The 26,792-nt window shown below is 70.2% G+C and carries 24 protein-coding genes and 1 pseudogene; 11 read left to right on the plus strand and 14 right to left on the minus strand.

The window, feature by feature from the left end; all coding sequences use genetic code 11:
• Positions 1–3: 3 nt before the first annotated feature.
• From ON30_RS34630 to ON30_RS34645, 4 genes are read left to right on the plus strand one after another with little or no spacing between them, the layout of a single operon-like run.
• On the plus strand, positions 4–1,827 hold the full coding sequence (locus ON30_RS34630) for a flavin-containing monooxygenase (RefSeq protein ID WP_040714589.1): 1,824 nt from the start codon (positions 4–6) through the stop codon (positions 1,825–1,827).
• Positions 1,828–1,835: 8 nt separating this feature from the next.
• Entirely contained in the window at positions 1,836–2,768 is a 933-nt protein-coding gene (locus ON30_RS34635; protein WP_040714677.1) for an SDR family NAD(P)-dependent oxidoreductase, read from the plus strand.
• A complete protein-coding gene (locus ON30_RS34640) occupies positions 2,749–4,455 on the plus strand; it encodes a thiamine pyrophosphate-binding protein (protein ID WP_040714590.1) in 1,707 nt (568 codons plus the stop codon). Before ON30_RS34635 ends, ON30_RS34640 begins: the two co-directional genes overlap by 20 nt.
• A gap of 2 nt (positions 4,456–4,457) precedes the next feature.
• Positions 4,458–5,882 (plus strand): aldehyde dehydrogenase family protein, encoded by a 1,425-nt coding sequence (locus ON30_RS34645; protein WP_040714592.1) that lies wholly within the window; start codon positions 4,458–4,460, stop codon positions 5,880–5,882.
• A gap of 19 nt (positions 5,883–5,901) precedes the next feature.
• On the opposite strand, the gene ON30_RS34650 is transcribed toward ON30_RS34645, so the two are convergent.
• From ON30_RS34650 to ON30_RS34700, 11 genes and pseudogenes are all read right to left on the minus strand, one after another.
• Positions 5,902–7,053, minus strand: coding sequence for an acyl-CoA dehydrogenase family protein (locus ON30_RS34650; RefSeq protein ID WP_040714593.1), 1,152 nt, complete (start codon positions 7,051–7,053; stop codon positions 5,902–5,904).
• An 8-nt stretch (positions 7,054–7,061) separates the two neighbouring features.
• On the minus strand, positions 7,062–8,207 hold the full coding sequence (locus ON30_RS34655) for a thiolase family protein (RefSeq protein WP_040714594.1): 1,146 nt from the start codon (positions 8,205–8,207) through the stop codon (positions 7,062–7,064).
• Between the two features lie 3 nt (positions 8,208–8,210).
• The gene (locus ON30_RS34660) at positions 8,211–9,038 is read right to left on the minus strand and encodes an enoyl-CoA hydratase/isomerase family protein (RefSeq protein ID WP_040714596.1); all 828 of its coding nucleotides are present in this window, start codon (positions 9,036–9,038) and stop codon (positions 8,211–8,213) included.
• Positions 9,035–10,300, minus strand: a complete 1,266-nt coding sequence (locus ON30_RS34665; protein WP_051030427.1) for a CaiB/BaiF CoA transferase family protein — start codon at positions 10,298–10,300, stop codon at positions 9,035–9,037. Before ON30_RS34665 ends, ON30_RS34660 begins: the two co-directional genes overlap by 4 nt.
• Positions 10,300–11,064 carry an SDR family NAD(P)-dependent oxidoreductase gene (locus ON30_RS34670; protein ID WP_040714597.1) on the minus strand — a complete coding sequence of 255 codons (765 nt, stop codon included), beginning with the start codon at positions 11,062–11,064 and terminating at the stop codon, positions 10,300–10,302. The genes ON30_RS34665 and ON30_RS34670 overlap by 1 nt, the downstream gene beginning before the upstream one ends.
• Positions 11,064–12,230 (minus strand): acyl-CoA dehydrogenase family protein, encoded by a 1,167-nt coding sequence (locus tag ON30_RS34675; RefSeq protein ID WP_040714599.1) that lies wholly within the window; start codon positions 12,228–12,230, stop codon positions 11,064–11,066. Before ON30_RS34675 ends, ON30_RS34670 begins: the two co-directional genes overlap by 1 nt.
• Before the next feature lie 58 nt (positions 12,231–12,288).
• On the minus strand, positions 12,289–12,654 hold the full coding sequence (locus ON30_RS34680; protein WP_051030429.1) for a hypothetical protein: 366 nt from the start codon (positions 12,652–12,654) through the stop codon (positions 12,289–12,291).
• A pseudogene (locus ON30_RS34685) lies at positions 12,651–13,351 on the minus strand (ABC transporter ATP-binding protein). The gene ON30_RS34680 and the pseudogene ON30_RS34685 overlap by 4 nt, the downstream one beginning before the upstream one ends.
• A 56-nt stretch (positions 13,352–13,407) precedes the next feature.
• Positions 13,408–14,121: an ABC transporter ATP-binding protein gene (locus ON30_RS34690; RefSeq protein ID WP_040714600.1), complete on the minus strand. Its 714-nt coding sequence runs from the start codon at positions 14,119–14,121 to the stop codon at positions 13,408–13,410.
• Positions 14,099–16,222, minus strand: a complete 2,124-nt coding sequence (locus ON30_RS34695; RefSeq protein WP_040714602.1) for a branched-chain amino acid ABC transporter permease — start codon at positions 16,220–16,222, stop codon at positions 14,099–14,101. Before ON30_RS34695 ends, ON30_RS34690 begins: the two co-directional genes overlap by 23 nt.
• A 16-nt stretch (positions 16,223–16,238) precedes the next feature.
• Positions 16,239–17,624: an ABC transporter substrate-binding protein gene (locus ON30_RS34700; protein ID WP_245554342.1), complete on the minus strand. Its 1,386-nt coding sequence runs from the start codon at positions 17,622–17,624 to the stop codon at positions 16,239–16,241.
• Between the two features lie 383 nt (positions 17,625–18,007).
• Between ON30_RS34700 and ON30_RS34705 the strand changes: the two genes are divergently transcribed.
• From ON30_RS34705 to ON30_RS34730, 6 genes are all read left to right on the plus strand, one after another.
• A complete protein-coding gene (locus ON30_RS34705) occupies positions 18,008–19,276 on the plus strand; it encodes an aromatic ring-hydroxylating oxygenase subunit alpha (RefSeq protein ID WP_040714603.1) in 1,269 nt (422 codons plus the stop codon).
• Positions 19,260–19,616, plus strand: coding sequence for a hypothetical protein (locus ON30_RS34710; RefSeq protein ID WP_051030431.1), 357 nt, complete (start codon positions 19,260–19,262; stop codon positions 19,614–19,616). The genes ON30_RS34705 and ON30_RS34710 overlap by 17 nt, the downstream gene beginning before the upstream one ends.
• A gap of 4 nt (positions 19,617–19,620) precedes the next feature.
• Positions 19,621–20,838, plus strand: a complete 1,218-nt coding sequence (locus ON30_RS34715) for a metal-dependent hydrolase family protein (RefSeq protein ID WP_040714604.1) — start codon at positions 19,621–19,623, stop codon at positions 20,836–20,838.
• Positions 20,825–21,241: a nuclear transport factor 2 family protein gene (locus ON30_RS34720; protein ID WP_040714606.1), complete on the plus strand. Its 417-nt coding sequence runs from the start codon at positions 20,825–20,827 to the stop codon at positions 21,239–21,241. Before ON30_RS34715 ends, ON30_RS34720 begins: the two co-directional genes overlap by 14 nt.
• A complete protein-coding gene (locus ON30_RS34725; protein WP_040714607.1) occupies positions 21,238–22,344 on the plus strand; it encodes an acyl-CoA dehydrogenase family protein in 1,107 nt (368 codons plus the stop codon). The genes ON30_RS34720 and ON30_RS34725 overlap by 4 nt, the downstream gene beginning before the upstream one ends.
• A 68-nt stretch (positions 22,345–22,412) precedes the next feature.
• Positions 22,413–23,174 (plus strand): acyl-CoA dehydrogenase family protein, encoded by a 762-nt coding sequence (locus ON30_RS34730; RefSeq protein WP_083911902.1) that lies wholly within the window; start codon positions 22,413–22,415, stop codon positions 23,172–23,174.
• A gap of 109 nt (positions 23,175–23,283) precedes the next feature.
• On the opposite strand, the gene ON30_RS34735 is transcribed toward ON30_RS34730, so the two are convergent.
• Positions 23,284–23,781 carry an MTB12 C-terminal domain-containing protein gene (locus ON30_RS34735; protein WP_040714609.1) on the minus strand — a complete coding sequence of 166 codons (498 nt, stop codon included), beginning with the start codon at positions 23,779–23,781 and terminating at the stop codon, positions 23,284–23,286.
• Between the two features lie 221 nt (positions 23,782–24,002).
• On the opposite strand from ON30_RS34735, the gene ON30_RS34740 reads away from it, so the two are divergent.
• Positions 24,003–24,656 (plus strand): TetR/AcrR family transcriptional regulator, encoded by a 654-nt coding sequence (locus tag ON30_RS34740; RefSeq protein WP_040714687.1) that lies wholly within the window; start codon positions 24,003–24,005, stop codon positions 24,654–24,656.
• A 57-nt stretch (positions 24,657–24,713) separates the two neighbouring features.
• Here ON30_RS34740 and ON30_RS34745 read toward each other — a convergent pair whose 3' ends face one another.
• Together ON30_RS34745 and ON30_RS34750 are read right to left on the minus strand one after the other, a co-directional pair.
• Positions 24,714–25,592, minus strand: a complete 879-nt coding sequence (locus tag ON30_RS34745) for an ArgK/MeaB family GTPase (RefSeq protein ID WP_085999461.1) — start codon at positions 25,590–25,592, stop codon at positions 24,714–24,716.
• The gene (locus tag ON30_RS34750) at positions 25,589–26,734 is read right to left on the minus strand and encodes a thiolase family protein (RefSeq protein ID WP_040714610.1); all 1,146 of its coding nucleotides are present in this window, start codon (positions 26,732–26,734) and stop codon (positions 25,589–25,591) included. Before ON30_RS34750 ends, ON30_RS34745 begins: the two co-directional genes overlap by 4 nt.
• Positions 26,735–26,792 lie beyond the last annotated feature (58 nt).

A 26,792-nucleotide genomic window follows, 5' to 3' on the forward strand; every position in this document is an offset into this window, starting at 1 on the left:
CCCATGACCGACTGCGCCCCCACGCGGACCCCCGAGATCGACCTGCACGCCCTGCGCGAACGCTACCTCGCCGAACGCGACAAGCGACTGCGCACCGAGGGCCAGGGCCAGTACCTGGTGACCGAGGACGGCTTCGAGTCCTTCTACGAGGGCGACCCGTACACCACCGTCGAACCGCGCGAACCGCTCACCGGCGAGATCGGGGTGGCGATCCTCGGCGGCGGCTGGGCGGGACTCATCGCCGCCGCGCGCCTGGTGGAGGCCGGGGTCACCGATTTCCGGATCATCGAACTGGCGGGCGATTTCGGCGGCGCGTGGTACTGGAACCGCTATCCGGGCATCCAGTGCGACACCGACAGCTACGCCTACCTCCCGCTGCTCGAGGAGACCGGCTACCTCCCCAAGGAGAAGTACGCGCGCGGCGACGAGTGCTTCGAGCACGCCCAGCGCATCGGCAAGCACTACAACCTCTACGAGCGCGCGATCTTCAGCACGCTGGTGCGCTCGCTGGAGTGGGACGAGCCGAGCAGGCGCTGGCGGGTCGGCACCGATCGCGGCGACGATCTGCGCGCCCGTCACGTCATCATGGCGCAGGGCCCGTTCAACAAGCCGAAACTGCCCGGCATTCCCGGGATCTCGGAGTTCCGGGGGCACACCTTCCACAGCGCCCGCTGGGACTACGAGTACACCGGCGGCGGCATGAACGGCGAGCTGACCGGGTTGGCGGACAAGCGGGTCGCGGTGATCGGCACCGGCGCCAGCGGCATCCAGGTCATCCCGCACCTGGCGAGGTCCGCGGCCCACCTCTACGTCTTCCAGCGCACGCCGTCCTACATCTACGAGCGCGGCGACGTCCCGACCGATCCGGAGTGGGCCGCCACGCTGCGACCGGGCTGGACCCGGGAACGCAAGCGCAACTTCCACACCGCCGCGTTCGAGGCGTTCGCGCCGGGCCAGCCCGACCTGATCTGCGACGGCTGGACCGAGGTGAGCCGCAACGTGGAGGCGCACCTGAGCGCCACCGGCGGTTGGGCGACGCTGACGCCCGAGAAGTTCATGGAACTGCGCGAGATCGAGGACTACAAGGCGATGGAGCGGGTGCGGCAGCGCGTGGACGCGATCGTGCGCGATCCGGCGACCGCGGCCAAACTCAAGCCGTACTACCGGTTCCTGTGCAAGCGGCCGTGTTTCAACGACGACTACTTGCCGACCTTCAACCGCGACAACGTCACCCTGGTCGACGTCTCGAAGACCAAAGGCGTGGAACGGATCACGGCGACGGGCGTGATCGCCGACGGCGTCGAGCACGAGGTGGACTGCCTCATCTTCGCCAGCGGATTCGAGATCACCACCGATCTGGACCGCCGCCTCGGGATCGCGCCGTTCACCGGCCGCGACGGACTCTCGCTCTACGAGCACTGGGCCGACGGGTACTCCACGCTGCACGGCCTGACGACCCGCGGGTTCCCGAACATCTTCTTCACCGGGTTCATCCAGGGCGGCGTCACGGCCAGCACCACCGACATGTTCGACCAGCAGGCCCGCCACATCGCCTACATCCTGGCGCGGGCCCAGGCCACCGGGGCCACCTCGGTCGAGCCGACGGCCGAAGCGGTCGAGCAGTGGTGCGCGACCGTGCGCGAGACCGCGGTGGACAACACCTCCTTCCAGCGCGAATGCACGCCCGGCTACTACAACAACGAGGGCGAGAAGCAGATCCGCTCGCACCTGGGCGAACCGTACTGGCCCGGCTTCTACGCCTTCGAGGACGTGTTGCAGGCCTGGCGCGAGACCGGTGAGCTGTCCGGCCTGACCTTGGACAAGTGAGGGACGCCGTGGCGGAACTTCGCTACGACGGCCGCGTCGCGGTCGTCACCGGAGCGGGCCGCGGGCTCGGGCGCGAGTACGCGCTGCTGCTCGCCGCCCGCGGGGCCCGGGTGGTGGTCAACGACCTGGGTAGCACGGTGCGCGGTGACACCGTGGAGGGCAGTCCGGCCGCGGAGGTCGTCGCCGAGATCGAGGCGGCGGGCGGCACGGCCGTGGCCAACACCGATTCGGTGGCCACGGCCGAGGGCGGGCGGGCCATCGTGGCCTGCGCGCTCGAGCGGTTCGGGCGGCTCGACATCGTGATCCACAACGCCGGGAACGTGCGCTACGGGTCGCTGCGCGAGCTCACCCACGAGGATTTCGAGGCGGTGCTGGACGTGCACCTGCGCGGCGCGTTCCACGTGGTGCGGCCCGCGTTCCCGGTGCTCGCCGACGCGGGCTACGGCCGCGTCGTGCTCACCTCCTCGATCGGCGGGCTCTACGGCAACAAGGGCGTGGCCAACTACGCGGTCGCCAAGGCCGGGATGATCGGCCTGTCCAATGTGATCGCCCTGGAAGGGGCCGAATCGGGGGTGCGCAGCAACGTCATCGTGCCCGCCGCGGTCACGCGGTTGGCCGACGGGCTGGACACCTCCGCCTATCCGCCCATGGGCCCCGAGCTGACGGCGCCCGCCGTCGGCTGGCTCGCGCACGAATCCTGTTCGGTCAGCGGCGAGATGTTCGTCGCGGTCGCCGGACGGGTCGCGCGGGCCTACATCGCCGAGACCCCCGGGGTGTACCAGCCCGCGTGGACGGTCGAGCAGGTCGGCGAACGCATCGACGAGATCCGGGACACGGCGGATTCCTGGGTCCTGCCCACCGCGACCGGGCACGTCGATCACCTGAGGAAGAGTTTCGCACTAGCCACGGAGGCGCTACGGCATGTCGGTCAAGGTCTTTGAACGTATTCTCCAGCTCTTCGAGGCCGAGGGCATCGACACGATCTTCGGCATCCCCGATCCGAATTTCGTGCACATGTTCCACCTCGCCGAGGAGCGCGGGTGGAACGTGATCGCCCCGCACCACGAGGAATCGGCGGGGTTCATGGCCGAGGCGGTGTCCCGGATGACCGGGCGGGCCGCGGTGTGCATCGGCACCCTGGGCCCCGGCGTCGCCAATCTGGCGGGCGCGATGATGTGCGCCAAGGTGGAGAACTCCCCGGTCATCTTCCTCGGCGGCCAGCGAGCCCGGATCACCGAGCAGCGGGTGCGCCGCGGCCGCATCCAATTCGTCACCCAGGCAGCGCTGTTCGAGCCGTCGGTGAAGTACACGGCCAGTATCGAATACGCCGACCAGACCGACGAGATCATCCGCGAGGGTCTGCGCAAGGCGCTGTCGGGCACGCCCGGCCCGGTCTACATCGAATACCCCTCGCACGTGATCCTCGAGGAGTTGGACGTCCCGGAACCGTTGGCGCCGCACCGTTACCGACTGGTCGGGCAGACCGCGGGCGGTGACAGGATCGCCGAGGCGGCGGCGCTGATCCGCGCCGCCAAGAGCCCGGTCTTGCTGGCGGGTCACGGCGTGCACACCACCCGTTCCGGCGCGGCGGTGCGCGAACTGGCCGAACTCATGGCCTGCCCGGTGATCCAGACCTCCGGCGGCACCTCCTACATCGAAGGGCTCGAGGACCGCACCTTCCCCTACGGCTTCTCTCCCGCCGCGGTGGAGGCCGTCGTGGGATCGGATCTGTGCGTGGCGCTGGGCACCGAACTCGGCGAACCCGTGCACTACGGTCGCGGCAGGCACTGGGCCGCCAACGAAGCCGACCGGAAATGGATTCTGGTGGAACAGGATCCGACCGCCATCGGGGTCAATCGGCCCATCGACGTTCCGTTGGTCGGCGATCTGCGCGCGGTGGTCCCGCAGTTGGTGGACGCGCTGCGCGACACGCCGCGCACCGCCGGACCCGACCTGGCCCGCTGGATCGAACAGGACGCCGCCCGCCTCGCCGAACTGGCCGAGACCGCGCCCTCCGGCCGCTCCCCCGTGCATCCCGCGCGACTCATCGTGGAGGCGACGAAAGCCTTTCCCGCGGACGGCATCATGGTCCGCGACGGCGGTGCCACCACGATCTTCGGGTGGACCTACTCGCAGGCCAAACCGCACGACGTCATCTGGAACCAGAACTTCGGCCACCTCGGCACCGGCCTGCCCTACGCCGTGGGCGCGTCCGTGGCCGAGGGCCGCAAGCGCCCGGTGATGCTGGTGACCGGCGACTCCTCGTTCCAGTTCCAGATCGCCGAACTCGAGACCGCCGCGCGGCTGAACCTGCCGCTGGTGTGCGTGGTCGCCGTCGACTACGCGTGGGGTCTCGAAGTCGGCGTCTACAAGCGGACCTTCGGCCAGGGTTCGCGCGAGACCGGCACGCACTGGAGCACCGCGACCCGCTTGGACAAGGTCGCCGAGGGTTTCGGCTGCCACGGCGAATACGTCGACCGCGACGAGGACATCGCCCCCGCGATCAAACGCGCGTTCGCCTCCGGCCGACCCGGCGTGGTGCACGTGGTGGTCGACCCGAAAGCCAATTCAGAGGAAATGCCCAGCTACGACGAGTTCCGTACCTGGTATGCCGAAGGGACGCAGTAGTCGTGCGCACACTGTCCAGCTTCTACATCGGCGGCACCTGGACCGCCCCGGCGGGTCCGGCGGTGTTCGAGGTGATCGATCCGGCGACCGAGGAGGTCGCGGGCACGGTCGCGCAGGGGTCCGCGGCCGACGTCGACCGGGCGGTCACGGCCGCGCGCGCCGCGTTCCCCGCCTGGTCGGCGACCTCGGTCGCGGACCGACTCGCGGTGCTGCGGGCGATCGGCGTCGAATACGAGCGCCGCCGCGCCGATCTCGCCGCCGCGCTGACCGCCGAGATGGGCGCGCCCGCCGCGCTGGCGGGTGGCTTCCAGGTCGATCTCGGCGCGGGCCACCTCGCCACGGTCATCGAAATCCTGGAGACCTTCGCCTTCGAGGAGCGGCGCGGGGCGACCCTGATCGTGAAGGAGCCCATCGGGGTCTGTGGACTCATCACGCCGTGGAACTGGCCGCTGAACCAGATCGCGGTGAAGGTGTTCCCCGCCTTGGCCGCGGGCTGCACCGTCGTACTCAAACCCTCCGAGCAGTCGCCGTTCTCCGGTGCGGTGTTCGCCGAGATCCTCGACGCCGCGGGGGTTCCCGCCGGTGTCTTCAACCTCGTGCAGGGCGACGGGCCGAACGTCGGCGTGCCGCTCTCCTCGCACCCCGAGGTGGACATGGTCTCGTTCACCGGGTCGACCCGGGCCGGAATCGAGATCGCGCGCAACGCCGCCGCGGGCGTCAAACGCGTCACCCAGGAACTCGGCGGCAAGGGCGCCAACATCGTGCTCGACGACGAGGCGTTGGCCGCGAACGTCGGCAGCGCGGTCGGCACGCTGGTCGCCAACTCGGGGCAGACCTGTAGCGCGCTGACGCGCCTGCTGGTGCCACGGCACCGGGTGGAGGAGGCCGTCGCCGCCGCGAAGGTGGCCGCCGACGCGGTGACCGTGGGCGATCCGCACGGCGAGGTCACCATCGGTCCGGTGGTCTCGGCCCGCCAGTTCGACAAGATCCAGTCCCTGATCCGCACGGCCATCGATGAAGGCGCGACGGTGGTCGCGGGCGGTCCCGGCAGGCCCGAGGGCCTGGATCGCGGCTACTACGTCAAGCCGACGGTCTTCGCCGAGGTCACCAACGACATGACGATCGCGCGCGAGGAGATCTTCGGCCCGGTGCTGACGATCATCGCCTACGACGATCTCGACCACGCGGTGGAGATCGCCAACGACACCGAGTACGGACTGGCCGCCAATATCGCGGGCGCCGATCTCGAGACAGCCCGAGCGCTGGCGCGGCGCGTGCGCTCGGGCTGGGTCTCGATCAACGACGCCTTCGATTTCCACTGCCCCTTCGGCGGGTATCGCAAGAGCGGCAACGGCCGGGAGTGGGGCGAATTCGGCTTCCACGAATACCTGGAGATCAAAGGCGTTCTCGGGTACGACCCTTCCTAGGAACAGCAGCGATCGTCGCTCAGGACAGGCCGAGGTCCCGGGCGACGATCATCTTCATGACTTCGCTGGTCCCCGCGTAGATCCGTGCCACGCGCGCGTCGGTGTAGAGCCGGGCGATGGGATATTCCATCATGTAGCCGTAGCCGCCGAACAATTGCAGGCAACGATCCACCACGCGGGCCTGGATCTCGGTGCAGAACAATTTCACCCGGGCCGCGTCCGCGCCGGAGAGCACCCCGTCGACCAGGTCCAGCACCGCGCGGTCGATCATCGTCTGCGCGGCCTCCACTTCCGCCGACATCGCCGCCAACTCGAATTTGGTGTTCTGGAACGAGGCCACCGGCGTGCCGAACGCCTTGCGCTGCTTGGTGTAGTCGATGGTCGCGGCGATCGCGGCGCGGGCTTGGGCGACCGAACCGACGGCCACGGTCAGACGTTCCTGCGGCAGATTGTGGCCCAGGTAGCCGAAGGCCGCGCCCTCCTCGCCGAGACGGTTGCGCGCGGGCACCCGGACGTCGGTGAACGACAACTCCATGGTGTCCTGCACCTTGCAGCCCATCTTCTCCAGCATCCGCCCGCGCTCGAAGCCGGGCATGCCGTCCTCGACCACCAGCAGGGTCAGGCCCGCGCGCCGGTTGTCGGGGTCGGTGGACGTGCGCGCCACCACGATCACCAGATCGGCGAGCAGACCGCCGGTGATGAAGGTCTTGGCCCCGTTGAGGATGTAGTCGTCCCCGTCGCGGACCGCGCTGGTGCGCATCCCGGCCAGATCCGAACCGGTGCCGGGTTCGGTCATCGCGACGGCGGTGAGCAAACTCCCCGCGGCCAGGCCCGGGAACCAGCGGGCGCGCTGCTCGGCGTCGGCGTACTCCAGGAAGTACGGCAGGATCACGTCGAGTTGGGTGCGCACCGTCCCGAGGGTGACCTGGGCGCGGTAGGCCTCCTCCTGCAGGATCACGTTGTAGCGGTAGTCGCGCAATCCCGCACCGCCGTACTCCTCGGGCAGCGCGATGCCGAGCATACCGAGTCCGCCCATCTCGGTGAAGATCTCGCGCGGCATCCGCCCGGCGGCTTCCCAGGCGGCGTAGTTCGGCGCCACCTGCTTCTCGACGAAAGTGCGCACCAGGTCCCGGAACGCCTCGTGGTCCGGGGTGAACAGTTCGCGACGCACCGGATCTCCTACCCGAGCAGTTCCACGACGGTGGCGTTGGCGGTGCCGCCGCCCTCGCACATGGTTTGCAGGCCGTAGCGAATCCCCTTGTCGCGCATGTGGTGCAGCATTCGGGTCATCAGCACCGCACCGGACCCGCCGAGCGGGTGGCCCAGCGCGATCGCGCCGCCGAGCGGGTTGAGCAGGGCGGGGTCGGCGCCGGTCTCGGCCAGCCAGGCCAGCGGTACCGGGGCGAACGCCTCGTTGACCTCGAACACACCGATGTCGGACAGGGCCAGACCTGCCTTGCGCAGCACCTTCTCGGTGGCCGGGATCGGGCCGGTGAGCATGAGCACCGGGTCCGAGCCCGCCACCGCGCCCGCCCGGTACCGGGCCAGCGGTGTCAGGCCGAGTTCGCGGGCCTTGTCCGGGGTGGTCAGCAGCAGCGCGGCCGCGCCGTCGGAGATCTGCGAGGAGTTGCCCGCGTGGATGACGCCGTCCTCCCGGAAGACCGTCTTCAACCCGGCCAGTTTCTCGACGGTGGTGCCGCGCCGGATGCCTTCGTCGGCCGCGACCACGCCGTCCTCCGTGTCGACCGGCACGATCTGGTCGGCGAACGCGCCCGCGTCCTGGGCGGCGGCGGCCAGTTCGTGCGAGAGCACCGAGAACTCGTCGACCCGGGCGCGGTCGAAACCCCACTTCTCGGCGATGAGTTCGGCCGAGACGCCCTGGTTGAAGGCGAATTCGTCGTAGCGGGCCAGCGCGCGCGGTCCGTAGGGCGCGCCGCCGGTCTTGGCCGCGCCGAGCGGCACCCGGCTCATCGACTCGACGCCGCCCGCGACCACCACCTCCTGTTGACCGGACAGCACGGCCTGCGCGGCGAAGTCCAGGGCCTGCTGACTCGACCCGCAGGCGCGGTTGACCGTCGTCCCCGGCACGCTCTCCGGCCACCCCGCCGCCAGGACGGCGTAGCGGCCGATATTGCTCGACTGGTCGCCCACCTGGGACACACACCCCCAGATGACGTCGTCCACGACCGCGGGATCGAGGCCGGTGCGCTCGACCAGCGCGTTCAGTACCAGCGCGGACAGGTCGGCCGGGTGGACGCCGGCGAGTCCGCCGTTGCGCTTGCCGACGGCGGTGCGGACCGCGGCGGCGATGACTACCTCGGGCATGGATCAACTCCCGTTCTCGGAGGAGGGGCGGATCGGCGGGCGGTGCACCGTCCAGCGTCCGGTGAAACGCGGTTCCCGCCGTTCGGCGAACGCGGCGAAGGCTTCCGGCGCGTCGGCCGTGGCGAAATTCAGTCCCTGCGCGCGGGCCTCGGCGGCCAGCGCCTGACGCAGGGTGGTGTCGGCGCCCTCGTGCAGCAGCGCCTTGGTCTGGGCCAGCGCCACCGGCGGTCCGGCGGCCAGTCGACGCGCGAGATCGTCGGTGAAGGCGTCGATCTCGTCACCGGGGACCACCCAGGTGACCAGGCCCAGGTCGCGGGCCTGCGCGGCGTCGATGGTCTCGGCCAGCAGCGTGAGCCGTTTGGCCTGCTGCATGCCGACGAGTCGGGGCAGCAACCAGGACCCGCCGAGATCGAGGGTGAGCCCGCGCGCGGTGAACACCTGGGCGAAACCGGATTCGGGGGTGGCCACCACCAGATCGCAGCCCAGCGCCAGATTCCAGCCCGCGCCCACGGCCGGACCGACGACCTTGGCGACGGTGGGCAGCGGCAGTTCGTGCAGCAGCACGGCCACGTCGGTGAGGGCGCGCATGCGGTAGGTCGGGTGCGTGTTGTCCGGTGTCGAGATGTCCGCGCCGGAACAGAACGCGCCGCCCGCACCGGTCAGCACCAGCGCGCGCACCGAGCGGTCGCCCGCGGCCGCCCGGAACGCCTCGGCCAGGGCGGCCCAGAGTTCGGCGTCGATGGCGTTGCGGCGGTGCGGGCGGTTCAGGGTGAGGGTGCGTACGCCGTCGCGGTCGGCGCTCAGCAGCACCGGCGCGCCGTCCTCGCTCATCGGACCGCCCGCTCGGATGCGGGTCCGCCGATCACGGCCGAGGTCCGCAGATCCGCGATCTCGGCCGGGCTCCAACCCATTTCGGCCAGCACCGCCTCGGTGTGCTCGCCGAGTCCGGGCACCGCGCCCATCGGCGGGTCGTAGCCGTCGACCACGGCGGGCGGCAGCAGCGACGGGATCGGCCCCGCCGGGGTGTCGATCGTGCGCCAGCGCCCGCGCGCCGCCAGTTGCGGATGCTCGAGCACATCGCTGGGGCGGTTGTAGCGGGAGTTGCCGATGCCCGCCTCGTCGGCGACGCGCTGGATCTCGGCCAGATCGTGCCGGGCGCACCAGGTTCCGATGGCGGCGTCGAGTTCGGCGCGGTGCCGGGTGCGGCCCGGGTTGGTGGCGAAACGGTCGTCAGCGGCCAGATCCGGGCGGCCCAGGATCGCGGTCGCCAACCGCTGCCACTCCTTGTCGTTGGTGGTGCCGAGGAGCACGGTGTGACCGTCGCGGGTCGGGTACGCGCCGTAGGGCGCGACGGCGGGCGAACTCATCCCGAGAGGCTGCTGGTCGATCCCCGAGTGCCGGGCGTAGGTCAGGTGGTAGCCCATCATCTCGGCCATGGTGTCGAACAGGCTCACCGAGATCTCGGCCCCGCGCCGGGAGCCACGCGCGCTGTCGCGCTGGTACAGCGCGGCCAGGATCGACAGCGCCGCATACAGTCCCGTGGTGACGTCGGCGACCGGCGGTCCCGGTTTCGCGGGGGCCTCGGCGGTGCCGGTGACCGCGCACACCCCGGATTCGGCCTGCACCAACAGGTCGTAGGCCCGTTTGTGCGACAGCGGCCCGCCCGCGCCGAATCCGTCGATCTCCAGGGCGATCAGCGCCGGGTAGCGGCTCGCGAGCTGTTCGGGGGTCAGGCCCAGCCGTGCCGTCGCGCCCGGGGCGAGATTGGCCACCAGGACGTCGGCGCGGCTCAGCAACTCGTGCAGGATCGCAACGCCCGCTGCGGATTTCAGGTCGAGGGTGACCGATTCCTTGCCGCGGTTGACCCAGACGAAATGCGCGGCCTGCCCGAGCACCACGTCGTCGTAGTGGCGGGCGAAATCGCCGCCGACGGGGTGTTCCACTTTGATGACCCTGGCCCCGAAATCGGCCAGCGTCCGGGTGCACATGGGCGCGGAGACCGCCTGTTCCAGCGCGATCACGGTGATGCCCGCCAGCGGAGCGGACCGCGCCGTCCCGGGTGGGTTCGGCTCGGCGGATAGGCCCTCGTCCATCAGATCACCGTGCCGCCGTCCACCGGCAGCACCTGCCCGGTGATGAAGGAGGCGGCGTCGGAGGCGAGGAAGACGAACGCGCCCGCCACCTCCTCGGGTTCGGCCCAGCGCCGCAACAGGATCCGGTCCAGCATCTGCGGCGCGAACCGTTCGTCGGTGCGGATGGTCTCGGTCATCGGGGTGGCCGCGAGCGGGGCCAGCGCGTTGACCAGGATCTGCTTGCGCGCCAACTCCTTGGCCAGCGATTTGGTGATGCCGAGGATGGCCGCCTTGGCGGCGGAGTAGTTGACCTGCCCCAGGGTGCCGACGAGCCCGGCCGCCGAGGTGACGTTGATGATGCGGCCGGTGCCGTCGGTGGGCAGGTACGGCAGCGCCGCCTGCGAGACGGTGATGGTGCCCAGGGCGTGGATGTCGAACAGTCGGCGCACCGATTCGGCGGTGGTGTCCTTGAACATGGCGGGGGCGGTCACCCCGGCGTTGTTCACCACGATGTGCAGCTTGCCCTCGGTGAGCTCGGCCCCGCGCCGCGCCGCTTCGGCCGCCGCGTCGGCGTCGGTGACGTCGAGGGCGAAAGCGACCGCGACACCACCGTTTCCGGTGATCTTCTCCGCGACCGCGGCGGCCGCCGCGCCGTCGCGATCGGTGACCAGCACGGCGGCCCCCGCAGTAGCCAGCGCCTGGGCCACCGCGGAGCCGATGCCGCCGGCGGCGCCGGTGACCAGGGCCGAGCGCCCGGTGAGATCGAACATCGTCGGCTGTGCCATCAATAGCTCCTCGGCAGTCCAAGGGCGTGCGTGCCCAAGTAGTTCAAGATCATTTCCTGACTGACCGGGGCGATGCGCATCACGCGCGCCTCCCGGAAGTAGCGGGCGACGTGGTACTCCTCGGCGTAGCCCATGCCGCCGTGGGTCTGCAACGCCCGGTCGGCGGCGGTGAAACCGGCCTCGGCGCACAGAAATTTGGCCGTATTCGCTTCGCGGCCACAGGGTTTGCCGTTGTCGTAGCGCCAGGTGGCCTTGCGCAGCATCAACTCGGCGGCGTCGAGGTGGGCCAGGGAGTCGGCCAGCGGGAACTGGATGCCCTGGTTGCGTCCGATGGGCCGGTCGAAGACCACGCGCTCGTTGGCGTAGCGCACCGCGCGGTCCAGCGCGACGCGCCCCAGGCCGAGCGCCTCGGCGGCGATCAGCATCCGCTCCGGGTTCAGACCGTCGAGCAGGTAGCGGAAGCCCTTGCCCTCCTCGCCCACCCGGTCCTCGACGGGAATCCGCAGATCGTCGATGAACAACTCGTTGGAGGTGACCGCGTTGCGGCCCATCTTGGCGATGGGACGGATGTCGACGTGCGCGCGATCCAGATCGGTCAGGAACAGCGTCATGCCGTCGGTCTTGCGGGTCACCTGGTCGTAGGGCGTGGTGCGGGTCAGCAGCAGGATCTTCTCCGACTCCATCGCCTTGGAGATCCACACCTTGCGACCGTTGACCACGTAGTGGTCGCCGTCGCGTCGGGCGAAGGTGGTGATGCGCGGAGTGTCCAGTCCCGCACCGGGTTCGGTCACGCCGAAGCAGATGTGCAGGTCACCGGAGGCCACCCGGGGCAGGGTGCGGGCCTTGAGTTCCTCGGAGCCGTGCACCACCACCGGATGCATGCCGAAGATCGACAGGTGGATCGAACTGGCGGCGTTCATGCCGCCGCCCGAGCGCGAGACCTCCTCGGCCAGCAGCGTGGCCTCGGTGATGCCCAGGCCGTGGCCGCCGTATTCGGTCGGGATGGTCATCCCGAGCCAGCCGCCCTTGGCGATGGCGTCGTAGAACTCCGTCGGGAATTCGTGGGCGCTGTCCTTCTCCTGCCAGTAGTGGTCGTCGAACTTGCGGCACAGGGCGGCCACCGAGGAGCGGATCAACTCCTGATCCTCGGAGAGCTCGAAATTCATGCCTTCGGACACTGCGGACTCCGTTCACCTTGGGGCACTGCGGTTTTCGCGACTCGCGTCAGCGCGGTGCGGGCACGCCGTTGTGCTGGGGATCGCCGAGGACCCGGGCGCCGAGGGCGTCCAGGTCGTAGGACTGCCGGGCCAGCCAGAACCGCAGGAAGTTGGTCAGGGAGTAGCGCAGGAACAGCGTCGCGCCGACGATGGTGGCCGCGACGGCGGCCAGCGCCAGCACGATCGCGTCGCGCTGGGCCAACGGGTCGGTGGTGCCGTGCGACATCAGGTAGGCCAGCACCGCGACCACCGGTCCGCCGACCATGAGCGCGATGCCCACGCGCAGCCACAGTCCCGAGCGGCCCGCGGCCGGGTCGGGGATCTTCAGTTCCTGGAGTTCGCGGACGAAACGGTCCGCGCGGGTCTCGGTCATGGGGTGTGACTTCCTAGGTAGAGGGCTGCCAATTCGTCGCGGATGCCACTGTCGGGATGTCCCTGGCGCACCACGCGCCCGCGCACCAGGACCGCCGCGTGGTCGGCGATGTCGAGGACGGCGGCGGCGAACTGTTCGACCACCAGCACCGCCACGCCCTGCCGGGCGATCTCGGCGACCTGTTCGTAGAGACCGGCCACGACCAACGGGGCCAACCCCATCGACAGTTCGTCCAGCAGCAGCACCGCCGGGTCGCAGGCCAGGCCGCGGGCCAGGGCCAGCATCTGCTGTTCGCCGCCGGACATGGTGCCCGCCACCTGGTTCGCGCGCTGTCCGAGGACGGGGAACCGATCGAAGGCCAGTTCCTCGATCTCGGCGCGGGTGCGGCCGGTGAAGGTCATCATCAGCAGGTTCTCGCGCACGGTCAGGTTGGGGAACACGCCGCGTCCCTCGGGGATCAGGCACACCCCCGCCCTGGCCAGGTCGCGGGGCGCGCCCCGGTGACGTCGCGGCCGCCGAGCACGAGCCGTCCGGCGGTGACCGGATGGGTTCCCGCGACGACGTTGAGCGCGGTGGTCTTCCCGGCCCCGTTGGGGCCGAGCAGGGTGAGCACCTGTCCCGCCGCGACTTCGAGGTCGACCCCGTGCAGGACGGTGATGGCGTCGTAGGCGGCGCGTACGCCCTCCAGGGCCAGCAGCGGCGCGGCGGCGGTGCCGTCGTCGGAGACCTTGGGGTCCGGGATGATTCGCGTGGTCACAGGTCCCCCAGGTAGGCGGCCAGCACGGTGGTGTCGGCGCGGACGACCTCGGGCGGTCCGGAGCAGATGATCCGGCCCAGATCGAGGACGAACAGCTCGTCGCACACCTCCATCACCAGGCCCATGTCGTGTTCGACCAGCAGGACGGCGGTGCCCTCGTCGGCGAGCGCGCGCAGCAGGGCGCCGAAGCGCTCGGTCTCGGCGGGGTCCTGTCCGGCGGCGGGTTCGTCGAGCAGGACCAGCGCGGGCCGGGTGGCGATCGCGCGGCCGACCTCCACGAGTCGGCCGGTGCCGGTGGGCAGTTCGTCGGCGCACGCGTCGGCCACCTCGTGCAGGGCGAGGCGGTCGATGAGTTCGTCGGCGACGGCGGCGGCCCGTTTGCGGTCGGGGCCGAGTTCGGCGGCGACCAGCAGGTTGTCGCGCACCGTCAGCCTGCCGAACAGTTCCAGCCGTTGGAAGGTCCGAGCCAGACCCTGCCGGGCCCGTCGGGCCGGACCGGATCTGGTCACGTCACGGCCGTCGAGGGTGACGCGGCCGCGCGCGGGGTTGCGCAGACCGCAGATCACGTCGAACAGGGTGCTCTTTCCCGCGCCGTTGGGACCGATCAGTCCGGTGATCGCCCCGCGCTCGGCGCGCAGCGACGCGCCGTCGAGCGCGCGGTGACCGCCGAACACGACGGTGACGTCGTCAACTTCCAGCAGTGACCCCACGATCGAGCACCTCCTCGTCCTCGGATTTCCACGGTCGGCTCAGGCCCCACCATTCGACGGGCGGTTCGGTGATCTCCGGTGCGGGCCGGGTGCGGGTGCTGTGCCAGATCCGGGCGGCGACGGCCGCGGCGACCACGCCGAGTACGAAGTTCCAACCGTCGACGGCCTCGGCCACCCGCAGACCCCACAGGGCCAGGACGACGACCAGCAGCGCCGACCCGACCACCCGATCGCGCAGCATCGGCAGCCATTCCTCGCGCAGCGGTGCGAGCGCGCCGTGGCGCAGGACGCCGCCGCCGAACAGGATGCCGCCGAGCGCGGGCAGCACCTGCGACAGGTCGAGCAGGTCGGGCCACAGCACCGGGATCACCAGCAGCGGACCCGCGATGACGAGTCCGGTGAACAGGCCCGCCCCCACCGCGCCGAGTCCGGCGATGGTGGCGATCAGGAAGATCGGGAGTCCGGCGACCAGGCCGAACTGTTCGGGGGCCACCGCGCGCACCTGCATGCCGTAGAGGGCGCCGCCCAGTCCGGCCAGCGCGGCGGAGAACGCGAACACCAGCACCCGGGCGGTCTGCGGGTTGCCGCCGAGGGTGGCGTAGGCGGCCTCGCTGTCGCGCAGGGCGATCAGTCCGCGCCCGAATCGACTGCGCCGCATCGCCACCACGGCCAGACCGGCCAGCGCCAGGCACACCGCGGCGAAGATCGTGATGCCCGCGGTGCTGTCGATCTCCAGGCCGAACAGGTCCGGTCCGACGAGGGAGACCGAGCCCTGGTCGAACAGGGCGATGCGGATGCCCAGGATCTCGAAGGAGGGCAGGGTGAAGATCCAGCGGTCCAGGATCACGGCGAAGGCGGCGGTGGCCAGCGCCATGTAGACGCCGGACAGTCGCAGCGCGGGCACCGCGATCAGCGCGCCGACCAGCGCGGCGATGCCCATCGCGGCGAGCAGCGCCCACCACTGCCCCTGCGGGCCGAGGTGCGCGTAGGCCACCGCGCCGATGCCCGCGAAACTCAACTGGCACAGCGAGATCTGGCCCGCGAAGCCCAGCAGCGGCACGTAGGACAGCGCGATCACGCCCCAGGCGAACATCGCGCCGTAGGTGATCAGGTCGGGTTCGTCGAGCATGGTCGTCAACATCACCGCGAAGGTGACGATCACCGCCGCGAAGGCAAGCGACCCGCGGATGCCGGGCAGCGGCACCGCGCCCAGTCTGCGGTCGCGACCGCGCAACCGGCCGTGCGGGAAGACCAGCAGCGCGATCAGCAACAGCAGCGCGGGTGCCGCCAGGCGCAGGCCGGGCAGGTACTCGTTCTGCGGGAGGTAGCCGGTCAGGTAGCTCTCCAGCAGACCGACCACGATCGCGCCGACGAACACCATCGGCAGGTTGCGCAGCCGCCCGAAGATCGCGGCGGTGTAGGCGCTGACGATGAGCAGCGACAGTTGCGCGGCGTCCAGGGTGACCATCGGGGCGATGAGGATGCCGCCGATGGCGGCCAGTTCGATGCCGAGGATCCAGGCGATGCGGTTGGCCCGGCGCGGGTCGGCCCCGGTGAGGCCGACCAGCGCCCGGTCATCGACGGTCGCCCGCATCTCCGCGCCGGTCCTGGTGCGGTAGAGCAGGATACGCAGCCCGATCGCGACGAGCACCGCGACGGCCATGGTCAGCACCTGGTGCCAGGTGACGGTCACCACGCCCAGGTCCAGGGAGGGCCGGTCGGCGAAGAAGCGCGGCACCGTGCGGGATTCGTTCGGGTCCCAGACCCAGCGGGCGATCACGATCAGGCCGCTCAGCAGCGCGATCGTCATCACCAGTTTCTCCGCGTCGCCGAGCCCCTGGGTCGGGGCCAGCGCTTTGCCGAACAGCATCCCGAACGCCGGGGCGAAGACCAGCAGCACCGCCGCCAGCGCCAACGGGACCGGCCACCCCCACCCCACCGACAATTGCCAGTAGACGAACGCCGAGACCATGCCCGCCGCGCCGTGGGCGAAGTTGAACACGCCGGTGGTGGTGTAGGTTAGCACCAGGCCGCTGCCGATCACGGCGTAGATCGCCGCGGTGCTCAGACCGACGATCCCGAAGGCGATGAACTGCTCCATCAGGCCGCGCGCTCCGTCACTTCAGTTCGGTGAGGGATTTGCCGACATCGGCCAGCGTGGTCGGCTTGCCGAAGTCGCCGGTGTAGCGGTACGGGGTGAACCCGCACTTGAAGATGCCGTTGGTGTCGGCGCCGAAGTCCGCGGTGGACCATCCGCCCGGACCGGCCTTCTGCACGTTGAAGCAGCGGTTCTGCTGGTCAAGCGGTTTGGACAGGTCCACCGGGGCTTGCAGTCCGCCCGCGGTCCACGCGGTCTCCTTGCGCGCCGCCTCGTAGACGCAGGCGCGGGTCAACTGGTCGCCGCAACTGTCGGCGGCCTTGGCGAACAGCAGCCAGGTCTGGAAGGCGCGCAGCACCTGGAAGGTGATCGCGCTGCCGGGCGAGTACTGGTCGAACAGGGCCTTCAGTTCGCGCACGGCCGGCACCTTGTCGGCGGCGTCCAGCGGCGCGGTCCCGCTCAGGTCCAGCACATTGTTCTGGAAGTTCAGCGAGTTCTTCGCCGCGTCGAGGAAGGTCTGGTTGTAGGCGTTGGAGTTGGCGTCGATCCAGTCCAGCTTGTAGTTCATGCCGGTGAGCACGTCCTCGAGCTTGGCCAGGTACCGGAAGTCGCCGAAGAAGATGAGCCCCTTGACATTCGCGGCCTTGATGGCCTGCGCGTAGGGGGTCCAGTCCGAGACGCCCGAGATCGGGTAGAGGTCGTTGTAGACGACCTCGGCGCCGTTGGCGGTGAACGACTCCCGCAGTTTGTCGCCCATCGCCTTGGTGATCGGCGAATCGCCGTTGACCATGCCGACGGCCTTCTTCGAGCCGGGGTAGGCGACGTCGACCAGATAGTTGTGGAATCCGGTGTAGGGGTTGACGTTCTCGGCCACCGAATAGCCCGAGCCCAGTTGCAGATCCGAGCCCGCGTTGGCGGTCTGGGCGACCTGGGCGGGGAATTCGGGCAGCAGACAGCTGAGCCGATCCTTGACCCCCAGCGCGTCGAGCGCGGCGCCGCCGCCGACGAGGAAGAAGTCCTCGCGACAGGCTTCGAGCATGCGCTGGCGGACCTCCATGAGCTTGGTGTCGCGCAGGTTGGTCACGATCTCGCGCCCGTTGATGCCGCCCGCGGCGTTGCACCAGGAGGTGAACACCTTTGCCGCGTCCACGAAGTCGGGGTTCTTGGTGAAGCCGATGTCGGAGAAGACACCGATCTCGATCTGCTTGTCGGTGACCCCCTGGGTGGGTGAGCCGGTGGGATCGCCCCGGCCGCAGATGTCCTGGAGGGTGCCGAAATCGCCGGAGGCGGTGGCGGCCGGCTTCGAGCCGGTCTCCCCGTCCTCGCGCGCGCCGCTCTCGCGGCCGCAGCCCGCCACCAGGAGCGCGACCGCAAGCAGTGCGATACCTATCCGATGCGGTTTCACCGTTACCTCCTCTGGGCCGCGCCGCGTCGGACGGCACTGGTCTCCTCGGTGCCCGGCCCGCGCTCCGCGTCGAGCCGGGATGGGTGCTCGAACGGCACCCGTCTCCAACGGAAACTATCTTCTCAGATTTGGATAATCAACATCCAGTTTTGGAGAAGGATAGATCTGGCCGGTCCGGCCACCGCGCCGGCCGACGGGTCGGTTCGGCCGTTGACAGCACGTCGAGGGAGTGGAAATCTAGTAGTTGCATTTTGAGAATGCTATTCTCCAAGTGGTGCGCACGACTATGCCGTCTCCACCGATCCCGGTGGGGACCCAGGCCCTGCGCAGAGTCCCGGCGAGCCCCCGCCGACCGACAGCCCCGGAGCACGAAAGGTAAACCCTTGGCACACTTCACCAAACCGGCCGCGGGAAGCTGGACGCAGAACTATCCCGAACTGGGCACCGAGCCCGTCGACTACAGCGACTCGATCGACCCCGCCTTCTACGAGGACGAGCGCCAGGCCATCTTCCGCAAGAGCTGGCTCAACGTCGGCCGGGTGAACCGACTGCCCAAGCGCGGCAGCTACTTCACCAAGGAACTCGCCTGCGTCGGCACCTCGCTGATCATCGTGCGCGACACCGACGACACCGTGCGCGCCTTCCACAACATCTGCCGCCACCGCGGCAACAAGCTGGTCTGGGACGACTTCCCCAACGAGGAGACCGCGGGTACCTGCCGCCAGTTCACCTGCAAGTACCACGCCTGGCGCTACAACCTCGACGGTTCGCTGAGCTTCGTCCAGCAGGAGAAGGAGTTCTTCGACCTGGACAAGGAGAAGTTCGGCCTGAAGTCCGCGCGCTGCGAGGTGTGGGAAGGGTTCATCTTCGTCAACCTCGACGCGGACGCCAAACCGCTCACCGAATACCTGGGCCCGCTGGTCAAGGGCGTCGAGGGCTACCCCTTCGACAAGATGAGCGAGGTCTACAGCTACAAGGCCGAGATCGGGTCGAACTGGAAGCTGTTCATCGACGCCTTCGCCGAGTTCTACCACGCGCCGATCCTGCACCAGAAGCAGGCGGTCAAGGACGAGGCCGACAAGCTCACCGGCACCGGCTTCGAGGCGCTGCACTACGAGATCGCCGCGCCGCACTCGATGATCTCCTCCTGGGGCGGCATGGCCCCGCCCAAGGACCCGAACATGGTCAAGCCGATCGAGCGCGAACTGCGCAGCGGCCTGTTCGGCCCGTGGGACCGCCCCGACATCGAGGGCCTGGAGCCGCTGCCGACCGGACTCAACCCGGCCCGCCACAAGGCCTGGGGCGTGGACGAATTCGAGATCTTCCCGAACATGTCCCTGCTGTTCTGGGCGCCGGGCTGGTTCCTGACCTACCACTACTGGCCCACCGCGGTCGACCGGCACATCTTCGAGGCCAGCCTCTACTTCGTGCCCGCGACCAACGCCCGCGAACGGCTCGCCCAGGAACTGGCCGCGGTGACCTTCAAGGAATACGCGTTGCAGGACGCCAACACCCTCGAGGCCACCCAGACCATGATCGCCACCCGTGAGGTCACCGACTTCCCGCTCAACGATCAGGAGATCCTGCTCCGCCACCTGCACAAGACCACCCAGCGCATCGTCGAGGAGTACCGCAATGGCAGCGCCCACTGAACCCCGCACCACCGCCGCCCCGCTGCCGGAGGAGTTCGCCGACCTGGCCCGCTTCTCCGACTGGATCCTGGCGACCGAACCCGAGCGCTACGCCAAGCGCCTGAACTCCACCATGGCCGAGATGCAGGACTTCTACGACACGGCCATGCCGCGTCTGTCCGCGGCCCTGGACCACGTCGACACCTACGACTGGACCGACCTGCCCGATCAGGCGCGCAACCTGTTCCACCTGTTGCAGTCGCTGGTGATGGCCTCGTTCCCGGTGGAGGTGTGGAAGCAGCCGCGAGTGCCCGACTCCGGGGCCGCCTACCTCGACATCGTCCACGAACCGGTGGTGTGACCGCATGGCGACGCTGACACTGCGGGCGGCCGGCCTGCTCGATGTGGACACCGGTGAGATCGTCCGCCCCGGAATCCTACGGATCGAAGACGACCGGATCGTCGGTGTCGGCGGCGCCGTGACCGGCGAGGTCGTCGAACTCGGCGACCTCGTCCTGCTGCCCGGGCTGATGGACATGGAGGTCAACCTGCTGATGGGCGGGCGCGGGGAGTCCGGGCTCGCCTCCAGCGTGAAGGACGACCCGGCGCTGCGGATGCTGCGCGCGGTCGGCAACGCCCGCCGCACCCTGCGCGCCGGGTTCACCACCGTGCGCAACCTGGGCCTGTTCGTCAAGACCGGCGGCTACCTGCTCGACGTCGCGCTCGGCAAGGCCATCGACGCCGGCTGGATCGAGGGTCCGCGCATCGTGCCCGCCGGGCACGCCATCACCCCGACCGGCGGGCACCTCGACCCCACCATGTTCGCGGCCTTCGCTCCCGACGTGCTGCACCTGACGCTCGAGGAAGGCATCGCCAACGGCGTGGACGAGGTCCGCAAGGCGGTGCGCTACCAGATCAAGCACGGCGCGCAGTTGATCAAGATCTGCGTCTCCGGCGGCGTGATGTCGCTGACGGGAGCGCCCGGCGCGCAGCACTATTCTGACGAGGAACTGCGCGCGATCGTCGACGAGGCGCATCGGCGCGGGCTGCGGGTGGCCGCGCACACCCACGGCGCGGAGGCGGTCAAGCACGCGGTCGCCGCGGGCATCGACTGCATCGAGCACGGCTTCCTCATCGATGACGAGGCCATCGACCTCATGGTCGCCAACGGCACCTGGCTGGTGCCGACCACCCGGTTGGCCGACGCGATGGACATCTCGCGGGCCGAACCGGAGTTGCAGGCCAAGGCCGCGCTGATGTTCCCGAAGGCCCGCACCTCGGTGCTGGCCGCCTACAAGGCCGGGGTGAAGATCGCGGTCGGCACCGACGCGCCCGCGATCCCGCACGGCCGCAACGCCGACGAACTCGTCGCGCTGGTCGAGCGCGGCCTGCCCGAGATCGAGGTGCTGCGCGCGGCCACCGTGCGCGGGGCCGAACTGATCGGCGTGGCCGACCGCGGCCGACTGGCCGAAGGGCTGTTGGCCGACGTCATCGGCGTGCCCGGCGACCCGATCGCCGACATCGCCGTCACCCGCGACGTGCGGTTCGTGATGAAAGGCGGAAAGATCCATGTCCAGAAGTGACGACCTGCTCGAGATCCAGCAGGTCCTGGCCCGCTACGCGGTGACCATCACCCGCGGCGACATCGAGGGCGTGCTCGCGGTGTTCACCGCCGACGGCACCTACAGCGCCTTCGGCGACACCTACACCCTCGACCTGTTCCCGGATCTGGTGGCGGCCGCCCCGAAGGGCTTGTTCCTCACCGGCACACCGGCTCTCGAGATCGACGGCGACACCGCGACAGGCACCCAGCCGCTGTGCTTCATCGACCACGGCACCCACGCGATGCGCATCGGCTACTACACCGACACCCTGGTCCGCACCGAGGACGGCTGGCGGTTGCGGACCCGTCGGATGACCTTCATCCGACGCAGCGGCGACCACGATTCCGGCATCCCGCACGCCTTCGAGCGCTCGCGCCCATGACCGGTCCTGACGCCCTCGGGATCACCGAGTTCCGTACGCGACTGCGCACCTGGCTCGACGCCAACGATCTGACCCCGCCGGCGGATCACTCCCTCGACGGTCAGGTCGCGCAACTGGGCCGGGTGCGCCGCGCGCTGTTCGACGCGGACTGGATGCGCTACGGCTGGCCCGCCGAGGTGGGCGGACTGGGCGGGCCCGCGGTGCTGCGGGCGGTGCTGGGCGAGGAGGTGGCCTCGCGCGAACTCGCCGAACCCGGCATCTGGTCGATGATCGAGGTCCTCGCGCCGACGATGATCTCCTATGCCCGACCGGAATTGGCCGCCGAGATGGTGCCGCTGCTGCTCTCGGGCCGCGAACAGTGGTGCCAGGGCTTCTCCGAACCCGGCTCCGGCAGCGACCTGGCGTCGCTGAGCACCAAGGCCCGGCCCGACGGCGACCGCTGGATCGTCTCGGGCCAGAAGGTGTGGACCAGCCTCGCGCAGTACGCCGCGCGCTGTGTGCTGCTCACCCGCACCGGCCCCGGTCACGACGGCATCACCGCCTTCTTCCTCGACATGGACTCCCCCGGAATCACCGTGCGCCCCTTGCGAACCATGCACGGGGTCGACGAATTCGCGGAGGTCTTCTTCGACGAGGTCGCCGTGCCCGCCGAGCGGATGCTGGGCGATCCCGGCGACGGTTGGCGGGTCGCGATGGACCTGCTGCCCTACGAGCGATCCACCTGTTTCTGGCATCGCATCGCCTACCTGTTCACCCGACTCGACCGGCTGATCGAAGGGGCAAGTCCGCGCGAGGACGCCGATCTGGGCGCGGCTTTCCTCGCCCTGCACACGGTGCGCTGCCGGTCACGTGACACCCAGCGGCGCTTGGCCGAGGGCGGCACGCTGGGCGCGGAGACCTCGATCGACAAGGTGCTGTTGGCCACCGCCGAACAGCGCCTGTTCGACACCGCGCGCGAAGTGCTGCCCGGCGCGGTCGAACTCGACGACGACATCTGGCGCACCGAATACCTCTACTCGCGCGCGGCGACCATCTACGGCGGCACCGCCGAGATCCAGCGCAACATCATCGCCCGCCGCCTGCTCGATCTCGGGAAGGACTGAGCGTGGACGAACCCACGACCCTCGACGCCGCCGAACGCGACCTGCTGACCGGGTCGCTGCGCCGGGCCATGTCCGAGTCGTCGGGCCCGGCGCTGGACGCCGCGCTCGCCGACCTGGGCTGGCCCGACCTGCTGGCCGAGGTTCCCGGATTCGCGGTGCCGACGGTCTTCGGACTGCTGGGCGAGACCGGCGCGCACGCCTCGGTCCTGCTCGACGTCCTCGGCCGCGCGGACGCCGGCGAGGCGGCGGTGCCGTTCGCGGGCGGGCGGTGGGTGCTGTGGTCGCGCGCGGCCGAGGCCGCGGCGACCAGCGTGGACCAGGACCTGCCGTTGTCGCCCGCGTCCGCGGGCACCGCGCCGAGCGAGGAGGCGCTGGCCCGGGGGCGCTGGGCGCTGGGTTGGTGGCTGCTGGGCTCCGGGCGGGCCGCGCTCGCCCTCGCCCGGGCGCACGTACTCGAACGTCACCAGTTCGGTCGCCCGCTGGCCGCGTTCCAGGCCGTGCGGCACCGACTGGCCGAAACCCTCGTCGCCCTCGACGGCGCGCGCGCCACCCTCGAACTCGCCGACGCGGCAGTGTGCGGGGCGGACCCGGACGCGGCGCTGATCGCCGCGCTGGCCAAGGCCGCGGCCGGGCAGGCGGCGCTCACCGCGGCCCGGCACTGTCAGCAGGTGTTGGGCGGCATCGGATTCACCGCCGAACACGATCTGCACCGCCACGTCCGGCGCATCCTGGTCCTGGACGGTCTGCTGAGCAGTTCGGTCGAATTGACCCGCCAGGCGGGGGCGCACCTGCGAACCACCGGGTCCGCGCCCCGCCTCGCCCAGCTCTGAGGCACGCCGCGACCGGATTCGCGCTGCGCCGATTCTCCCGGCCCGTTCCCGCGAACCACGAAGGCCCGGTACCCCTGCGGCGGGGTACCGGGCCTTCTCGCGCCGGGATTCAGCAGGCGGGCGAGGTGCCGCCCTGGATCGCCAGCAGGGCGCAGAAGGTGGCCGCGGCGACCTTCCAGGCGCCGCCTTCGGACACGGCCTGACCGGTCTGGTCCGGCAGGACGGGGTTTCCGCCCATGAGCAGCGTGTAGGAGACGTCGGCGCTGTTCGCGCCGGTGGTCTTCACACCCGCGACGGTGACGGTGGTGCCACTGTTGCCCGCGGCGGCCTGCGCCTTCAGCACGGGCAGGAAGGCGTCGCTGTTCTGTACCACCGCGGCGCGCTGCTCGGCGGGCAGGCTGCCGTCGAAGAAGGTGGTGTAGGCCTTGGTGATCGCCTGCGCGGTGGCGGCGTCGGCGGTCGCGGGGGCCGCGCTGGTGGCGGCGGCCGCCTTGGTCGAGGTCGCGGCGGTGGATTCGTCGTCGGAACCGCATCCGGTCAGGACCGTGGCGACGACGGCGAGACCGCAGCAGGCGACCGCGGCCGAGCGGAGAAGTGAAGTGCGCATAGGGATTTCCTCGTTTCGGGACAGGGCTCGGGTTCCGGGAGGCGAGGCGACCGTCCGGTCCCCGGCCACGTAGCCGCGAGCCCGCCGAGAATATCATTCTCCTCACAGGAAGTGATAGTCTCTTACCTGCTCTACCTCGGTTGTTGCGCACACCTACGCCGTACTCATCTCCGGTACAGTGCATTCATGTCGTCTTCATATGACCGGGGATCGAGGTGCCCGTGACCAGCCTGAGCGAGGAGCCCGCGTGGAAACAGCGCGCGGTCGAGCGATCACTGCGCTCGGCGAAGCTCCGGGCCGAAGAACGGGTCCAGCGCTTCCTCGACGCGGCACAGGCCATCATCGCGGAGAAGGGCACCACCGACTTCACCGTGCAAGAGGTGGTCGATCGGTCCCGGCAGTCGCTGCGCAGCTTCTATCTCCAGTTCGACGGTAAACACGAACTGCTGCTCGCGCTGTTCGAGGACGCGCTGGCGCGCACCTCCGAACAACTACGCGCCGCCGCCGAAGGACAGCGCGACCCGATGGACAAACTCCAGGTGGTCGTGGAACTGCTCTTCGAGCTCTGTCGGCCCGACCCGTCCGCGCAGCGCCCCCTGTTCACCGACTTCGCCCCGCGGCTGCTGCTGGCCCAACCCGGCAACAACAAGGCCGCCTACGCGCCGATGCTGCGACTGTTCGCCGAACTGATCGAGCTGGCCGTGGAAGCGGGCGAACTCGACGCCGCCACCAACTCCCGCCGGGTCGCCGCCCTGGTGATGCAGACGGTGATGTTCACCGCGCAGTCCGCGGGCGCGGTCGACTCCGAGACCCAGCATCCGCTGACCGCCGCCGAGGTGTGGGATTTCTGCGCGCACGGGTTCGCCCACCGCTGATCCCGCCCGTCACCCGCCACGCGCACCGGCTTCGAAGCCGGTGCGCGTTCTCGTCGGTCAGGCGCGGCCGACCAGACGGTCCGCCGCGCCGTAGGCGTCCAACTCCCCCGCCGCCACCGCCGCCGCGAGCGCGTCCAGCGCGGGATGCTCGCGCAGGCGCGAGCGCGCCAGCGACAGGATCTGGGCGCGAGCGCGGGCCGCGCGCCGGGCGGGCGAATCGTTGCGGTGATGGGCCTCGATCGCCTCGACCAATTCCGCCACCCGCTCGCCCCGGCTCGCGACCAGTGTCAGCACCGGGACCGCCGATTCCGCGCGCAGGTCGCGCACGGTCTGATCGGTCCCCTCGCGGTCGGCCTTGTTGACCACCAGCAGATCGGCCACCTCCAGCAGACCGGCTTTGGCCGCCTGCACCGCGTCGCCCGCGCCCGGTTCCAGGATCACCAGCGTCGGATCGGCCACCGCCGCGATCTCGATCTCGGACTGTCCGACGCCGACCGTCTCCAGCAGCACCACGTCGAAACCCAGATCGGCCAGTACGGCGATGGAAGCGGGCACCGCCTCGGCCAGACCGCCCAGATGTCCGCGCGCCGCGACCGAGCGGATCAGCACGTCGGGGTCGTCGACGTGCTGGGCCATGCGGATCCGGTCACCGAGCAGCGCGCCGCCGCTGTAGGGCGAGGACGGGTCGACGGCCAGCACCGCCACGCGCAGGCCGCGCTCCCGATACCTACCCACCAGGGCCGCCACGGTGGTCGACTTGCCCGCGCCGGGCGGGCCGGTCACCCCGATCACGCGGGCCTCGGCGGCCGCCAGCGCGGCCAGCACCTCCGCCCGCCGTTCCCCTTCGACCAGACTCAGCAGCTTGCCCGCGGCCCGCGCCGAACCCGCGCGGGCCTTCCTCAGCAGATCGGTGACGCCCACGACGCGCACCGTCACGCGGCGGGCACCTCGATGACGGTGGCCGAACCCATGCCGCCACCCGCGCACAGTGCCGCGATACCGAATCCGCCGCCGCGCCTGCGCAGTTCGTGCACCAGGGTGACGATCATCCTGGCGCCCGTCGCGGCGACCGGATGACCGAGCGAGCACCCGCTGCCGCTGTAGTTGACGATGTCCGGGTTCAGGCCGAGCGCGCTGATCGCCGCCAACGGCACGCTGGCGAACGCCTCGTTGATCTCGATGAGCGATACCGCCTCCAGCGAGATCCCCGCGCGCGCCACCGCTTTGGTGATCGCCTCGATCGGGGCAAGACCGGTGACGACGGGGTCTACGCCCACCGACGCCCAGGAGCGGATGTGGCCCAGGGCGGGCAGACCCAGGTCGGAACTGGCCACGGCCAGCGCCGCCGCGCCGTCGTTGGCCCCCGAGGCGTTGCCCGCGGTGATGGAGAAGCCCTCGATCTCGGGGTGCAGCACCTTCAGCGACGCGAGTTTCTCGGCGCTGGTGTCCCGGCGCGGCCCCTCGTCGGTGTCGAACACGCCGTGCGGGGTTCGAATGGGAACGATCTCGTCGACGAACCGCTTCTCGTCGATGGCGGCGACGGCGTTGCGGTGCGAGCGCAGCGCCCACCCGTCCAGGTCCTCGCGGGTCAGTCCCACGCGCACCGCCGTGTTCCAGCCGACGGTGATGGACATGTCCATCGCGGGGGCCTCGGGCCGGTCGGGGTGGCTCGGCGAGACCCACGGGTCGATCCATTCCTCCGGACCGACCCGGAACCGGGCCTTGGGCGCGGTCGAATCGCTGTTGACCCCGCCGGCGATGATCAGTTCGTCCATCCCGGAGCGGATCGCGGCGGCCGCGGACTGCACCGCGGCCATCCCGGCCGCGCAGTGGCGGTTCTGGGCCAGCCCGGGCACGGTGGTCAGCCCGGCGGTGACGGCCGCGTGGCGGGCCAGCACGCCGCCGCCGTAGCGTCCCTCGCCCAGGATCACGTCGTCGATCCGGTCGGTGTCCAGTCCCGCGGCGACCGCGCCCACGACGTGGCGGGCCAACTCGAACGCGTCGGTGTCGCGCAGGGTTCCCTTCCTCGCGGTGCCGATGGGTGTCCGCAGCGCGGAAACGATGACGGCGTCGGGCATCGGGATCCTCCCTCGTTGATCACCCGCACGGGTCACGGCCACATGCGAGAATAGTATT

It is taken from the genome of Nocardia takedensis NBRC 100417, assembly GCF_000308695.1.
In the GTDB taxonomy this organism is placed as follows: domain Bacteria; phylum Actinomycetota; class Actinomycetes; order Mycobacteriales; family Mycobacteriaceae; genus Nocardia; species Nocardia takedensis.